This window comes from Micromonospora sp. NBRC 107095, assembly GCF_030269705.1.
Lineage (GTDB): Bacteria > Actinomycetota > Actinomycetes > Mycobacteriales > Micromonosporaceae > Micromonospora > Micromonospora parva.
In genome coordinates this window covers 579372-593021 of the sequence record NZ_BSTU01000001.1, presented here as the reverse complement: position 1 = coordinate 593021, position 13650 = coordinate 579372, and the positions used below count along the sequence as shown (strand labels likewise).

At 69.2% G+C, this 13650-nt stretch carries 14 protein-coding genes and 1 tRNA gene; 6 read left to right on the top strand and 9 right to left on the bottom strand.

Features of this window, described 5'->3' with window-relative positions:
- The first annotated feature begins 55 nt into the window (after positions 1–55).
- Positions 56–1861 (top strand): D-glycero-beta-D-manno-heptose 1-phosphate adenylyltransferase, encoded by a 1806-nt coding sequence (gene rfaE2 / locus QSK15_RS02835; protein ID WP_285792750.1) that lies wholly within the window; start codon positions 56–58, stop codon positions 1859–1861.
- A complete protein-coding gene (locus QSK15_RS02830) occupies positions 1858–2736 on the top strand; it encodes a glycosyltransferase family A protein (protein WP_285792749.1) in 879 nt (292 codons plus the stop codon). The genes rfaE2 and QSK15_RS02830 overlap by 4 nt, the downstream gene beginning before the upstream one ends.
- Before the next feature lies 1 nt (position 2737).
- Here QSK15_RS02830 and QSK15_RS02825 read toward each other — a convergent pair whose 3' ends face one another.
- Genes QSK15_RS02825 through QSK15_RS02815 form a run of 3 tightly spaced genes read right to left on the bottom strand, consistent with a single transcriptional unit; the run spans position 2738 to position 4907 of the window.
- Positions 2738–3844: a glycosyltransferase family 9 protein gene (locus QSK15_RS02825; RefSeq protein ID WP_285792748.1), complete on the bottom strand. Its 1107-nt coding sequence runs from the start codon at positions 3842–3844 to the stop codon at positions 2738–2740.
- Positions 3845–3852: 8 nt separating this feature from the next.
- A complete protein-coding gene (locus QSK15_RS02820; RefSeq protein WP_285792747.1) occupies positions 3853–4404 on the bottom strand; it encodes an Hsp20/alpha crystallin family protein in 552 nt (183 codons plus the stop codon).
- Positions 4404–4907, bottom strand: a complete 504-nt coding sequence (locus tag QSK15_RS02815) for a DUF2231 domain-containing protein (protein WP_285792746.1) — start codon at positions 4905–4907, stop codon at positions 4404–4406. The genes QSK15_RS02820 and QSK15_RS02815 overlap by 1 nt, the downstream gene beginning before the upstream one ends.
- 154 nt (positions 4908–5061) lie before the next feature.
- Here QSK15_RS02815 and QSK15_RS02810 point away from each other — a divergent pair, with 154 nt between their 5' ends.
- From QSK15_RS02810 to QSK15_RS02800, 3 genes are all read left to right on the top strand, one after another.
- Positions 5062–5679 carry a pyridoxamine 5'-phosphate oxidase family protein gene (locus QSK15_RS02810; RefSeq protein ID WP_285792745.1) on the top strand — a complete coding sequence of 206 codons (618 nt, stop codon included), beginning with the start codon at positions 5062–5064 and terminating at the stop codon, positions 5677–5679.
- An 8-nt stretch (positions 5680–5687) separates the two neighbouring features.
- Entirely contained in the window at positions 5688–6332 is a 645-nt protein-coding gene (locus tag QSK15_RS02805; protein WP_285792744.1) for a class I SAM-dependent DNA methyltransferase, read from the top strand.
- Positions 6333–6399: 67 nt separating this feature from the next.
- Complete coding sequence (locus tag QSK15_RS02800) at positions 6400–7290, top strand: patatin-like phospholipase family protein (protein ID WP_285792743.1); 891 nt, start codon at positions 6400–6402, stop codon at positions 7288–7290.
- A gap of 61 nt (positions 7291–7351) precedes the next feature.
- On the opposite strand, the gene tmk is transcribed toward QSK15_RS02800, so the two are convergent.
- The 6 genes from tmk to QSK15_RS02770 form a co-directional block, all read right to left on the bottom strand.
- The gene (gene tmk, locus QSK15_RS02795) at positions 7352–7978 is read right to left on the bottom strand and encodes a dTMP kinase (protein WP_285792742.1); all 627 of its coding nucleotides are present in this window, start codon (positions 7976–7978) and stop codon (positions 7352–7354) included.
- Positions 7979–8205: 227 nt separating this feature from the next.
- The gene (locus tag QSK15_RS02790; RefSeq protein WP_285792741.1) at positions 8206–8556 is read right to left on the bottom strand and encodes a MazG nucleotide pyrophosphohydrolase domain-containing protein; all 351 of its coding nucleotides are present in this window, start codon (positions 8554–8556) and stop codon (positions 8206–8208) included.
- Positions 8543–9376, bottom strand: a complete 834-nt coding sequence (locus QSK15_RS02785) for a thymidylate synthase family protein (RefSeq protein WP_285792740.1) — start codon at positions 9374–9376, stop codon at positions 8543–8545. The genes QSK15_RS02790 and QSK15_RS02785 overlap by 14 nt, the downstream gene beginning before the upstream one ends.
- Before the next feature lie 71 nt (positions 9377–9447).
- Complete coding sequence (locus tag QSK15_RS02780) at positions 9448–10263, bottom strand: metallophosphoesterase family protein (RefSeq protein WP_285792739.1); 816 nt, start codon at positions 10261–10263, stop codon at positions 9448–9450.
- Positions 10260–11255: a thymidylate synthase gene (locus QSK15_RS02775; RefSeq protein ID WP_285792738.1), complete on the bottom strand. Its 996-nt coding sequence runs from the start codon at positions 11253–11255 to the stop codon at positions 10260–10262. The genes QSK15_RS02780 and QSK15_RS02775 overlap by 4 nt, the downstream gene beginning before the upstream one ends.
- Positions 11256–11640: 385 nt before the next feature.
- A tRNA-Thr gene (locus QSK15_RS02770) sits at positions 11641–11717 on the bottom strand.
- Between the two features lie 114 nt (positions 11718–11831).
- Between QSK15_RS02770 and QSK15_RS02765 the strand changes: the two genes are divergently transcribed.
- Entirely contained in the window at positions 11832–13616 is a 1785-nt protein-coding gene (locus QSK15_RS02765) for a metallophosphoesterase family protein (RefSeq protein WP_377619729.1), read from the top strand.
- The last annotated feature ends 34 nt before the right edge of the window (positions 13617–13650 follow it).

Below are 13650 nucleotides of genomic sequence, written 5' to 3'. Positions count from 1 at the left end.
CGCGACCGGCCGCCGGCCAGGTTTGTCGGCCAGGCCGCTGGGGACCCGGACAGGCATGGCAGGAGCAGCAGCGGAACAGCGCCGGCTCGCCACCGTCGTGGAGAGCTGGCTCGAACGCCCAGTCCTGATCGTCGGTGACGCCATGTTGGACGAATGGCGGTTCGCCGACTCCGACCGGCTCTGCCGGGAGGCGCCCGCCCCCGTGCTCACCCTGCGGCGGCGGATCTCCGCCGCCGGTGGGGCCGCGAACACCGCCGTCAACGTCGCCGCTCTCGGTGGCAGGGCGGTGCTGGTGGCACCGGTCGGTGCCGACGTGGCCGGGGACGAACTGCACGACTGCCTGGACCGGGCGGGCGTCTGGGACCGCACTGTCAACCAGCCCGGGCGGCCCACCCCGGTGAAGCGGCGGATGTTGGCCGGCAACCAGATCCTCCTGCGCGAGGACTCCGGCGACCCGGAGGACGCCCTGGACCACGACGGGGTGGCCCGACTGCTCACCGCCCTGAGTTGCGCCACCGAGGAGTTGCGCGCCGCCGCCGGTGGGGAAGCGCCGACCCTGGTGGTCTGCGACTACGGCCTGGGCGCGCTGCCCGCGCCGGTCCGCGCGTGGCTGGTCGACAACCGCGAGCGGTACGCCACCGTCGCGCTGGATGCCCACGACCTGGCCGACTGGCGGGGCCTCGCGCCGACAGTGGTCACCCCCAGCTTCGCCGAGGCGACCCGACTGTTGGCCCGCGCGGGCGGTACCACCCGACCGACCGGCGGGACCGAACTGCACCTGGAGCACCCGGACAGCGACCCGGTCGACGGGCCGTCCGAGATGACAGCGGGGGTGGCACCGGGCGCGGTACGCGCCGACAGCACCGCGCCCGTCGGCGAGCCGATCCGGGGCGAGGGCCGGGTGGCCCTCACCGGCGACGGGCTCAGCGTCACCGGCACCGGCGTCACAGTGAACACCCGGGCCGGTGAGGGCGTCGACCGGGCCGTCCTGGCCGAGTCGCGGCTGGCCGAACTGCGGGCGCACACCGGCGCCGACGTGGTCGCGGTGACCCTGGACACCGAGGGCGCGGTGGTCGGCGGCGCAGACGGGGAGCCACGACGCAGCCACAGCACCCCGGTTCCGGCGAGCCACGCCGTGGGTGCCGGCGACGCGTACCTGGCGGCGATGACGTTGGCCCTGGCCGCCGACGCGCCGCTGCCCACCGCCGCCCAACTCGCCCAGCTGGCGGCCACCATCACCGTCTCGGACACCGGCACCTGCGTGTGCCGACGGGACGACCTGCTCGCCGCGCTCGGCCAGCCGACAAACACCACGAGCCACCCCGCGTTGGTCGGCGGCGACGAGTTGGACGCGATCGTCGCCGAACACCGCGAGGCGGGACGGTCGATCGTCTTCACCAACGGCTGCTTCGACGTGCTGCATCGCGGGCACGTGCGCTACCTGGAGCAGGCCCGCGCGTTGGGTGACCTGCTCATCGTGGCGGTGAACTCCGACGGCAGCGTACGGCGGCTGAAGGGCCCCGACCGGCCGGTCAACCCGGTCGAGGACCGGGGCACCCTGCTTGCCGCGCTCGCCTGCGTGGACCACGTGGTGGTCTTCGAGGAGGACTCACCCGCCGCGCTGATCGAGGCCGTCCGGCCGGACGTGTACGTCAAGGGCGGCGACTATCCGCCGGAGCTGGTGCCGGAGGCGCCGCTGGTGCGCCGGCTGGGCGGCCAGGTGCGCACCCTCGGGTACGTGCCGGACCGGTCCACCTCCGCGATCATCGAGCGGATCCGGTCGCACAGCCAGGACCTGTCGCCACACGTCGACGACCGGGAGCCGGACCCGTCGCTGCGCACCCACACCCAGGCGTCGTGAACCGCCCCCTCGACCTCGGCACCCCGGCGGGGTTCCGCGCCGACCGGCTGCTCGACGTGCTGATTCCGACCCGGAACCGGCCCGCCGAGCTGGCCGTCACGCTGAGCGGGCTCGCCGCCCAGGACGGGCTGCCCGGCTTCGGCGTGGTCGTCAGCGATCAGTCCGACGGGGACCCGGCGTACGCGCACCCCGCCGCGGCCACCATGGTCCGGGCGTTGCGCCACCGGGGTCACCCGGTGCTGCTGACCCGCCGGCTGCCACGGCGGGGGTTGGCCGAACACCGGGCGTCCCTGCTCGCCGCCTCGTCCGCCCGGTACGTCCTCAACCTCGACGACGACATCTGGTTGGCACCGGGTGCGCTGCACCGACTGGTCACCGCGATCGGCGAGCTGGGCTGCGGGTTCGTCGGCAACGGTGTGCACGGGCTGTCGTACACCGATGACGTGCGGCCGGAGACGCACAGCCACTACGAGGAGTGGACCGGCCCGCCCACCCCGGAGCGGATCCGACCCGACACCCCGCAGTGGAACCGGGCCCGGATCCACTCCGCCGCGAACCTGTTGCACGTCACCGAGCAGTTGGCGCTGCCGCCGGGGGCGTGGCGGGCGTACAAGGTCTCCTGGATCGGCGGGTGCGTGCTCTACGACCGGGCCAAGCTCGTCGACGCCGGCGGCTTCGACTTCTGGCGTCGGGTGCAGGAGAAGCACCAGGGCGAGGACGTGGCCGCGCAGCTCGCCGTGATGTCCCGCTACGGCGGCGCGGGCATCCTGCCCAGCGGCGCGTACCACCTGGAGTCCCCCACCACGGTCACCGACCGGGACGTGGAGGCGTGGGAGGTCGTCCTCGCCGACGAGGACACCCCGCAGTTGGCGTGACCTACCGGCCGAGCACCTCCCGGGCGGCCTCCAGCACCTCGATCACCGGGACGTCGGTCACGAACGAGTCCCGGTGCGGGCACTCGCCGTCGCCCGGCCGGTGCGGGTAGATGCCCGGTGTGCAGTCGACCCTGCAGACCGGGCAGTGCACGGTCCACGAGCTGATCGGCCGGTGCCGGCCCCGCAGCGGGCTCGCCCCGTTGATCAGGTTGCCGACCCAGAAGATCCCCACCGTCGGCGCGCCCACCGCGGCGGCCAGGTGCAGCGGGCCGGTGTCGTTCGAGACGACCACCGCGCAGTCGGCGTAGCAGCCCACCAGCCCACCGAGGCTGAGCGTGCCCACCTGCGGGCGCACCGGCACCTGCGCCGCGGCGACGACCCGGTCCACCACCTCCTGCTCGGCCGGGGTGCCGGTGACCAGCACCTCGTAGCCGTCCGCGTGCAGCGCACCGGCCACTTCGGCGAAGCGCTCGGCGGGCCAGCGGCGGCGGGTGTCGGTGGCACCCGGATGCAGCGCCACCCGGGGACGGTCGGCCGGGCCGAGCACCCGGGCGGCCTCGGCCCGGTCGGCGTCGGTCACCGCGAGCCTCGGCGTGATGGTCGTGGCCGGCGCTCCCGCCAGCGCCACCACCTCCAGGTAGCGGATCACCTCGTGCTGGTAGTAGACGTAGCGGAGCCACCGGTCCAGCGGCGGCGCGTCGTCGGCGCGCAGGCCGACGGTCAACCGGGCACCGAGCCGACTGATCAGCGGGTTGGAGTTGGCGCCCCCGCCGTGGATCTGCACCGCCAGGTCGAACTCCGCACCGGTGGCAGCGGCCAGGAAGTCGTCGATCGACGATTCCGGCTCGCCCGGCTCCGGCGTACGGATGCCGGGTGCCGCCGGCACCACCAGCACCCGGTCCACCGGGCCGGGCCGGTCGCGCCAGAGCTTCGCGTGCCACGGCGCGCCGAGCAACACGATCTCCGCCGAGGGGTACGCGGCGCGCAACGCGTCCAGCGCCGGCAGGGCGAAGATGAAGTCGCCGAGCGCGTTGGCGCGCAGCACGGCGATCCGCCGCACGTCGGGAAGGCGCTCGGCGGTCGGGCCGAGCACGGGAGGGCTGACCACGCGGCCCGCTACGGCCGGTCGATCTCGGCAGCGGTGTCCGGGCGGTGCAGCTCCCGGTCCGCGGCGGGGTCGGCCGGCATCGGCGTACCCGGCAGGAGGTCGCCGGAGCGCGGCCCGGTGCGACCCACGGTGATGGTGCGCGGCGCGGGCCGGGTCGCCCGAGGCAGCCGGACCCGGAGCAGACCGTGGTCCATCACCGCGTCGATGGCGTCCGGGTCGACCCGCGCCGGCAGGTTGACCCGGTACTCGAAGCCGCGCGTCTCGAAGCCGCCGGGGATGCCCTGGTCGGCGTTGACCTCCGCCTCCGAGCGGGCCCGTACGCACAGCTCGCGGTCGTCCAACTCGACCGCCACCTCCTCCGGCGCCACCCCGGGCAGCCGGACGACGACCTCCCAGCCGTCCGAGGTCTCGGTCAACTCGACGTCGGACGCCCCGGCACGACCACCGACCAGGCGGCTCAACTCGGCGCGCAGCGACTGCAACTCCCCCATCGGGTCCCAGCCCTGCTGCCGGCCACCCCGCCATCCCCGACCGAAGCCGCCGAACTGCTGCTCACTCATCACACCTCTCCGATCCGCTGGGTGGCCGTCGGCGGCCGCAGCGAGCTGGGCGCGTCCAGGCCGGCGTCCCGGTCGACGCCCACACCGAGCCGGTCGACCAGCTCACCACCGAGCCAGGCGCTGACGCCGAGGATCGCCACCGCGACCACCTCGATGGCGACCAGAGCCCCACCGGCGGCCCGGGAATCCGCGTTGAGCCGGACGGCCCACACGGCGGCGAAGAGCAGGATCACCGCGACGTTGGCGCTGGCGTGCAGCAGACCCACCCGCTTGGCGCGGGTGCCGGTCGGGATCGCCAGCAGGTCGAACGAGCCGGCCGCCGCGGCGAGCAGGCCGCCGATCAGGCCGACGGTGATGTTCCAGTACGCGACCTCGCCGAGGAAGTCGGGACCACCGACGGTGTCCACCACATCGAAGAGCACCGCGGTGGCCAGCAGCGCGACCGGGAACATGACCAGCATCGGGTGGACCGGATGGCCCAGCACCTTGAGTCGGCTCTCCATCTCCCGGCCTCCACTGGTCGGCTGCACTGCGCGACGGTCTCGTACGGCGGGCCGTACCCCCCGCGGTCCGGCGCAAACCTCGCGCTGGTCACGGCGGCCTAGGCTGACGAATGGTGGTACCCGCCACCGGCTCAACGGTCGAGGGAGGATCGACGTGACGGTGGAGATCACCACTCACGAGGAGTTGCGCGAGCTGCTCGGCGTACCGCACCCGCGGGCCGCCACCAAGGACCGCCCCCGCCTGCACCAACGGGACCGCGAGTGGCTCGACGCCTCGCCGTTCTGCCTGATGGCCACCGCCGGCGCGGACGGCACCTGTGACGTCTCGCCCAAGGGCGACCCGGCCGGGTTCGCCCTGGTGCTGGACGACACGACCATCGCGCTGCCCGAGCGGCCCGGCAACCGGCGGGCCGACGGTTACCGCAACATCCTCGACAACCCGCACATCGGGTTGCTCTTCCTGATCCCCGGCCGGACCGACACGCTGCGGATCAACGGGCGGGCCCGCCTGGTCAGCGACGCGCCCTGGTTCGACGACATGGTGGTGAAGGGGCACCGGCCGGTGCTCGCCGTGGTGGTGGAGATCGAGCAGATCTTCTACCACTGCGCGAAGGCGTTCCTGCGGTCCGAGCTGTGGCGGCCGGAAACCTGGCAGCCCGGGGTGTTGCCGTCCCGGGCGCGCCTGATCAAGGAGGTCGAGGCGCCGGCGGAGACCCTGGAGGACCTGGAACGGCACTACGGCCCGGAGTACGCCACGAAGATCTACGTCTGATCGTCGTGGTGACAGCAGACGACTGGCTGGCGCGGACCAGCACCTCCTACGACACGGTCGCGGTCAGCTACGCGCGCCTGGTGCGTGACCTCCTGGCGGAGGCACCGTACGAACGAGCCGCCCTGGCATCGTTCGCGGAGCTCGTGCGGGGCACCGGCGGTGGGCCGGTCGCGGACGTGGGCTGCGGGACGGGTCGCATCACCGCCCACCTGCACACGCTCGGCGTCGACGCCTTCGGGATCGATCTCTCGCCCGGGATGATCGAGGTGGCCCGCCGTGATCACCCCGGGCTGAGGTTCGAGGTCGGCTCGATGACCGACCTCGATCTGCCCGACGGCTCGGTGGCCGGCCTGGTCGCCTGGTACTCCCTCATCCACATCCCCGACGAGGAGATCGGCGGGGTGTTCACGCACTTCCGGCGGGTGGTGCGTCCGGGTGGTCCGCTGCTGCTCGGCTTCCACGTGGGTGACGAGACGACGGTCAAGACGCAGGGCTACGGCGGCCACCCGATGAACGTGCACGTCCATCGTCGGCAGCCAGCCCAGGTGGCAACCTGGCTGGCCGAGAACGGGTTCACCGTCGACTCGCAGACCACCGTCACCTCGGCGGAGAGCCGGCTCGGCGGGATCATCATCGGACGACGACTGGCTTGATCCGCCGCCATCAATGCTACCCTCAACTGCGAACGCCGTTAGCAGTATCGGAGGCGAGGGGGAACTGATGGCGGACGACGCGCGGCCCGTCTGGGTGCTCGGTGGCGGCGGAGTGGCCGGCATCGCCTGGGAGGTCGGCATCCTCACCGGGCTGGCCGACGAGGGAGTGACGGTGACCCCGGACGCCGTCCTCATCGGCACCAGCTCCGGTGCCGTCGTCGGCGCCCAGCTCACCAGCGGCACCCCGCTGACGGAGCTCTTCGAACGCCAGCGCGGCGGTGTCCCCCACGAGACCTCAGCCGCACTCGGCCTTGTCGACCTGCTCCGGCTGGCGCGGGCCCAACTGTTCGCGCGTGGTCCCGAGCAGGCCGCGCGCCGCCTCGGTCGGCTCGCCCTCGCCACACGCATCGACGACCCGTCGCGGCAGCGGCGGATAGCCGAGGCCCGCCTGCCCAGCCACGACTGGCAGAACGACGCCGACCTCCGCGTCGTGGTCGTCGACACCGAGACAGGCGTCAGCCGCACCATCACCCGACACGACGGCGTACCCCTGGTGGACGCCGTCGCCGCGAGCTGCGCCATGCCGATCTCCGCCGCTCCGGTTGCCATCCAGGGCCGCCGGTACATGGACGGCGGCATGCGGTCCACCCTCAACCTCGACCTCGCCCCCGGGAACGGCCCCGTCATCGCCCTCGCGCCGAGCACCGCGGCGATCGGGCCGTGGGCGCGCATCGACAAACAACGGGCAGCGCTGAGGGCGGGCCGCCCCTTGGAGCTGCTGCTGCGCGACGCCGCCTGCAAACGAGCCCAGGGCACCAGCGTGATGGACCGATCCGTGGTGCCGGCGCTCGTGGCCGCGGCCCGCGAGCAGGGCCGAGCCGAGGCGCCCCGGGTGGCCGCCGCACTCGCGCTGACAACGCCGGGGCGGGAGCCCGAAGAGTCACCGAGCGACACCTAGCCACCCCCGGGCGGAACCTCGTCCCGTCGCGCTCTCACCACCTAGCTGGCTCGGCCGAACCTCACATCTTCTCGATAAGTGGCGCTACCGAATCCCAGATGAGCTTGCCGAGCGTGTCGACGTCCTGGCTGCCATCGAGGCACACGATCGTCTCGTTCTTGCCGTACCGCTCGAACGCGGACTTGTAAGCCGCGCGCACTTCGACCAGGTGCTCTGCCGTCTCGTAACGCTGCTTGGTCGAACGGCCACGACCGAGACGGTCCAGCGCCAACTCCGGGGTGACGTCCAGGAACACGGTCAGATCGGCGCGCCGGGTAGAGGACGCCACCGCGTTCGCCTCAACCACCCATTCCACAGACATAGAACTGGCATGATAGGCGTACGACGAGAAATAGTAACGATCGGAAACCACAACAACGTCCGCGCGGAGCATGTCGAGGACGCCGTCGACCGGATTCACCAGGTGGTCCAGCCGATCTGCCACGAACAAAGCCGCGATCGCACGGTCGTCCAACTCAATTCGTCCACTCATCCCTTGACGAATGAGAGTGCCGATTGGCCCGCCCGTAGGCTCCGATGTGAGGTGTACCGGCACATTGAGAGACCGCAGCCGGTCGGCGAGCAGCGCGGCTTGCGTCGACTTACCGGAGCCATCGATTCCCTCGAATACGATGAAGGGAGCAGCCAAAACGTATTTCCTCACAAAAGTATTTACAGAACACACAGAACCGACGAAGGGTATCACCGCCGACCGGCGGAGAGCCATGTTTCGGGCTTGCGTAACCGCAAGCGGCCGCACCACCGTCCGAGAGATGCCCAACCCGGCAGAGTGACCCAGTAGCCGCCAGAGCGCTGCCAACGCTCCCCAGAGTCATGTCCGACGAGCTCACCGAGCAAGCCCCTCGATCGGACAGGCTACGCCACAGACCCCTTCTCCGAGTGCTTGAATCGAGCCTTGTTTTCTAGCAGCTTCTGGCGAAATGCGTCTTCGAGGTCGATGCCAGACTGATAGGCGATCTTGACCAGGTAGATGAATACGTCGGCAACTTCACCAGGCAGTAGCTCCATCAGTTCGTCGTAGCCAAAGTCGCCGCGCTCGTACTTCTTCACAATGTTCGCGAGCTCACCGACCTCGCCGGCCAGCGCAAGCACGCCGTGAGTAAGTGGCTGCGAGTCGTCAGCCGACAACGGTGCCGCCCACTGAAAACGCGACTCGTGATCCTGATCAAATTGCCTTTGCATCTCTATTATCTCAACCAGCTGCATCTTCTTGCCTCCTCATAGCCTCCAGAGAGGCCTCAATGGCCCCTACCGCGTCCTCGTGGAGCTCCGCGAGGGAACGGGCATGGGAACCGCTCCTGCGGGCCTCCCGGAGCTGAGTCAGCGCCGATATCGCCTTGTCGAGATAGTCTAACGCTTCACGACCACACCAGCCCGATGCCTCCAACTCCGTCCGCAGCATGCTGATCCCACCAAGTTCCACAACGGTTGTGGGACGCAACTTCTCGGCCAGCAGTCCGCCTATTTCGGCCACGTCCCGCGCACGGACGAGCCCACTTATCTCATCTGTGGTCAGGGAGTCCAGCTTCGGCCTTTCGAGACGTGTGAAACCGGCGGCCGCGTACGCCCGGAAGGCGTGGATCACCAGCGAGAGCGATGATATCGACGAGATGCGCATCCTGAGGTTCGAGGCCACCAGCGCTAGTTCCGCAAGGTTTATCGGCAGAAAACCGGACACCTCCAGCGCACGATAATACGCAGTGAGGTGCAACTTGCCGTGCTGCCGCTCGTCGAATCCGGCTTGCAGGAGCAAAAAGCTCGGCCGCGGTTCGTCCGCACTTCCGATCAGGTCTTTTGTGTCGATCAGTATGACGCAAGCGCGGTTGCCCGTAGGCTTCGCCTTCAGCTCTTCGGCGAGATATTCGAGCGCATCGCCATGCCGGTGCATATACTCACCATGATTGATGTATAGCGCTGGCGGGCGCGTCTTGCTCTGCCAATCCTCGGCCCTCTTGAGATACCCCTGGATGAAATGATCGTTCAGCAGAGGGAACGGCAGATCAACGCTCAGAATCGCGTTCACCATTGGCCCATCCCTACATGCACTTCGAGCATTTTCCACCAGTTCGCCGAATGACCCCCCTGTTACCTGGTTAATCACGAAAACTCCGTCTCAACTAACGTGAAATCTCCACGGTCACCGTCGTATTTGGCGGCGACCGCTCGCTCGACACCACCGGCAGAGAGCTGGATGACGGTAAATTGGTTGTTGTGGTTGGGCGCGGGCGGAAATAGAAGAGATCCTGATCCGACAACCGCCGTGGGACGACTGCCTATCGTGAGCACCTGCTCGAAGTGCACATGCCCGTGCAGGATACCCGCCACCCGATTCCGCACGGCAAGCGACAGGAACTCGTAGGCGTTGACAAGCGCGTGCCCGCCGTACTCGCTCGAAAAGGGGCTGTGATGCAGAAGGATGATCGGGTTTGGCCGGCTGTCGCTCATGGCACGGCGCAGATGGGCTAACTGGACCTCGCCCCGCCGGTGGTCCCCGTGGTAGGAAGAATTGACCATGAGAAACGAATAGTCACCCAGGTCGACCCGCGCCACGGTGCGCTCCGGGGTGAAGACCTGACGGTTATCGTTGGTCAGCCGGAACGCAAACTCGTTGAAGTCCTGGAAGTAGGCCGGCGCCACTCCGGTAATGTCATGATTTCCAGGGCAAACGAGAACCTGGTCCGGATCGAGCGCTGCCAGCAGATGTCGTTCGATACCCCTGGCCGCCTCCTCGTAGTATGCCGGCGAGCCCTTCGTCGTGACGTCGCCGGTCAACGCGACGACGAACCTGCCTGCGGGGTCAACGAGCCCTTTGGCCACTGCGGTGGCCTTGGAGAGCAGCTCAGCTGGTGTCACCGCGTACGCCGCAGCTCCGAAGTGAACGTCGCTGAGGTGCATGATCGTGAGGTCGGTCACCGCGCACTCCCGTCGAATCGCGCGACCCACAGCCGCATAGCCTCCTTCAGGAGGACACAGTCGATTTCCTGCGCCCACCTAAGCCACCTGACGTCGCCGCGCCGCCTTCCGTCTTCTGCCACGAGAACTCGAACCCAGTCTCGATAGGCCGCACCAAGCCGGGCGTCCGCCAATTCCTCTTCCCTGACCGACGCTCCCGCCACGAGCCGTTCGGCGAACTCCTCCAGAACCCGGAAAGTCTCCTTAGACTGGTCGAGGTCCAGACGCAAGTCGGCAGACGTGAGGACCTGGTCAAGCTTATTGCTGGAATAGGTGCCAAAATCGTGTTCGTAGACATGGAGACTATCGGAGTAGTGGTTGTACTCACCGACGTCGACTCCAAGCCATCCGGCAACGATTTCTTGCAACGTGGTCCACTGGACGAGGTTGTACGGAAGGCCCAGAACCGCATCATTGCTGCGCATGATCTGGCTCCAATTGAGCCGACCGCCGACTACCTTCAGCATGGCGACGACGTTGCACGGGATGTCCTCGGCAGCCGGGCTGCCGTCAGGCCCTGGAAAATCCACGGGCGCGTCCCAGATCTGAAGGACGGCCTGCCGCGTGTCTGGTCGCGCGGCCAAGGCCCTGTACACGCGGTCCAGTTGGTCGAACCCGAGATGCGATCGCAGGCGCCTGCCGTACGCACCGTGCAGGTGCGCGTCATCGCCGACGAAAGACGGCAACCGAGAGTTCCAGTGGGTTAGGAATGCGGCATCGTCTCTGCCCTGGATGATCCAGATCACCTCGGCGATAGCGAAGGCCGGGTTGATCGGTGGGTTCCTGCTCAGCACCCATCGCTGGCGGGGATCGGCGAGGGTCATGAAGACGTGGTTTATTTCTTGGGACCCTCCACGCACACTGTTGCGATGCGTGCGGCTTCTCTGGCCAAGCATCTCGAAAACGGCCTGCCATATGCCATCAGCGGTATCGTCAGAGATTGCATGTGCCATCTCGTCTCCTCTACGCGGCTACGGGTGTCGTCCCGCCGCCGTGTCAGACCAGCACCTGGGTGCACTACCTAGGCACCGCAGCGAACCAAACCACCGACAGGGGTACGCCCAAGGCTGCTCCAGCCGAGTCAGATGATCGCGCCCTGTCGATCCCTCCCTCGTTGGCCTCAGACATTACCGACGCCGCCTGCCATCCCGCGACCACCGATAGAACCAGAGACCGCTACGAGGATTGGCCCAGTCACCGCGCCCGGCCGCACGTGCACCGACCGAAGCATTGGGCTTCGGGCGGCGCGAGTCACACTCTCGGGCTCGGCTGATCGTCCCCAATGACGAAAGGCCCAGGTCATGATCGGCGATCAAGCCGGTGACCTGGGCCTTTCCATGGAGCCGCCTGACGGAATCGAACCGTCGACCTACGCATTACGAGTGCGTCGCTCTAGCCGACTGAGCTAAGGCGGCAACGATCAGCAAGTGTACGGCACCCCGCCACCTCGGACCGAGCGGGATACCCCTCCCCGCTCCGCCACCGACAACCGGACATCGGCTGCTATCTAGCCGTTTACCGGACAGCGGATGATCCAGAGCGGGACTACGCTGCGGCGGGTGAGCGACGAACGCGACCACCCCGGCCACCCGAACGACGCCACCGAACGCCCCGACCCGGTGCCGGCTGGTGCGCGCGCCGCCCACCGGCCGCGCAGCACCGACCCGCTGGAGTTGGGCTTCACGCCCCGCAAGCCGGTGCCGTGGCTGGCACCGTTCCTGCTGATCAGCACCGGCATCCGGACGCTGCTGGCGGTGCTCTTCGGGGCGTACCTCGACAAGCGCGAGTTGCAGAACGCGTTCGGCGACGGCGTCTTCCGACAGGTCGGGCCGGACGGCGGGCTGTGGCTCGACTACGTGGCCGACCTGGGTGACGGCTTCAACGCCACCTACTCGGTGGCGTACCTGCTGGCGCAGCCCGAGCTGACCGTCGACGGGCACCGCCTGCCCCGGGCGCAGACCCTGGTGATGGGCGGCGACCAGGTGTACCCGTCAGCGGCCTACGCCGCGTACGAGGACCGGTGCAAGGGCCCGTACCAGGCCGCGCTGCCGGTAGCGCCGGCCGAGAAGCCCACGCTCTTCGCGGTGCCGGGCAACCACGACTGGTACGACGGTCTCACCGCCTTCCTGCGGCTGTTCGTCCGTTCCCGGGACCGCAACTTCGCGGGCTGGGGCACCGGGCAGTCCCGGTCGTACTTCGCCGTGGAGTTGCCGGCCGGCTGGTGGTTGCTCGGCGTGGACGACCAGTCCGGCTCGTACCTCGACGACCCGCAGCTGGCCTACTTCGACGAGGTGGCCCGGCGGCTCGGCCCCGAGTCCAAGGTGATCATCGCGGCGCCGGCGCCGACCTGGGTCAAGGCCGTCGACAACCCCACGGCGTACGACTCGATCGACTACTTCATCCGTACGATCATCGACCCGACCGGGGCGCGGGTGCGGCTGCTGCTCTCCGGCGACCTGCACCACTACGCCCGCTACTCCGGGGCGGACCGGCAGCTGATCACGTGCGGTGGGGGCGGCGCGTACCTCTATCCCACCCACAAGCTGCCCGAGCGCATCGAGGTGCCACCGCGGGACACGCCGACCCGCAAGGCCAGCTCCGCCCAGCCGTACGACCTGGTGGCCCGCTACCCGGACGCCGCGCGGTCCCGTCGCTACGGGTGGGGCATCTTCCCCCGGTTGCCGCTGCGCAATCCTGGCTTCACCACCCTGCTCGGCACCCTGCACACCCTGCTGATGCTGGCCATGGCGGGTGCCACGGCGAACTGGGCCGACAGCACCGACCAGCGGCTGTTCACCGTCCCACTGGTGGCCATGGTGCTGGTGACAGTGCTGGCGGCGGCCCTGTTCGCCAAGCCGCCGAGCGCGAGCGGCAAGCGCCACGCGCGGCACTGGATCCTCGGCGTCGGCCACGGCGTCGCACAGGTGGCCCTGGGGGCGGCCGGCACCTGGGTCTGGTTGGCGCTGCCGTTCTACGACTGGCCGTGGCCGCTTCCGGCAGTCGCCGCGGCGGTGCTCTACGGCCCTGTGATCGGTCTGGTCGCCAGTCAGCTGGTGGCCGCGTACCTGCTGGTGGCCAGCTCGTTCGGGGTGAACGTCAACGAACTCTTCGCCGGCCAGGGCATTGAGGACTCCAAGTCGTTCCTGCGGCTGCGCATCGCCCCGGACGGCACGCTGACCATCTACCCGATCGGGGTGGACCGCGTCTCCCGCGACTGGCAGGTGAACCCCGACCAGTCCCCCACCGAAAGCTGGCTGACCCCCAAATCCCCCCTGACCCCCCACCTAACCGAACCCCCCACAGTCCTCCCCTAACCCACCCCTACCCCCACCCCGGGAAGGGGCCCCG

What these genes read in the sequence shown, in the direction of transcription:
- QSK15_RS02775 (WP_285792738.1), bottom strand. Translation starts at nt 11,255, where the DNA reads ATGGCACATGCAATCTCTGACGATACCGCTGATGGCATATGGCAGGCC.
- QSK15_RS02765 (WP_377619729.1), top strand. Translation starts at nt 11,832, where the DNA reads ATGATCCAGAGCGGGACTACGCTGCGGCGGGTGAGCGACGAACGCGAC.
- QSK15_RS02790 (WP_285792741.1), bottom strand. Translation starts at nt 8,556, where the DNA reads ATGCAGCTGGTTGAGATAATAGAGATGCAAAGGCAATTTGATCAGGAT.
- QSK15_RS02785 (WP_285792740.1), bottom strand. Translation starts at nt 9,376, where the DNA reads ATGGTGAACGCGATTCTGAGCGTTGATCTGCCGTTCCCTCTGCTGAAC.
- QSK15_RS02820 (WP_285792747.1), bottom strand. Translation starts at nt 4,404, where the DNA reads ATGAGTGAGCAGCAGTTCGGCGGCTTCGGTCGGGGATGGCGGGGTGGC.
- QSK15_RS02815 (WP_285792746.1), bottom strand. Translation starts at nt 4,907, where the DNA reads ATGGAGAGCCGACTCAAGGTGCTGGGCCATCCGGTCCACCCGATGCTG.
- QSK15_RS02800 (WP_285792743.1), top strand. Translation starts at nt 6,400, where the DNA reads ATGGCGGACGACGCGCGGCCCGTCTGGGTGCTCGGTGGCGGCGGAGTG.
- rfaE2 (WP_285792750.1), top strand. Translation starts at nt 56, where the DNA reads ATGGCAGGAGCAGCAGCGGAACAGCGCCGGCTCGCCACCGTCGTGGAG.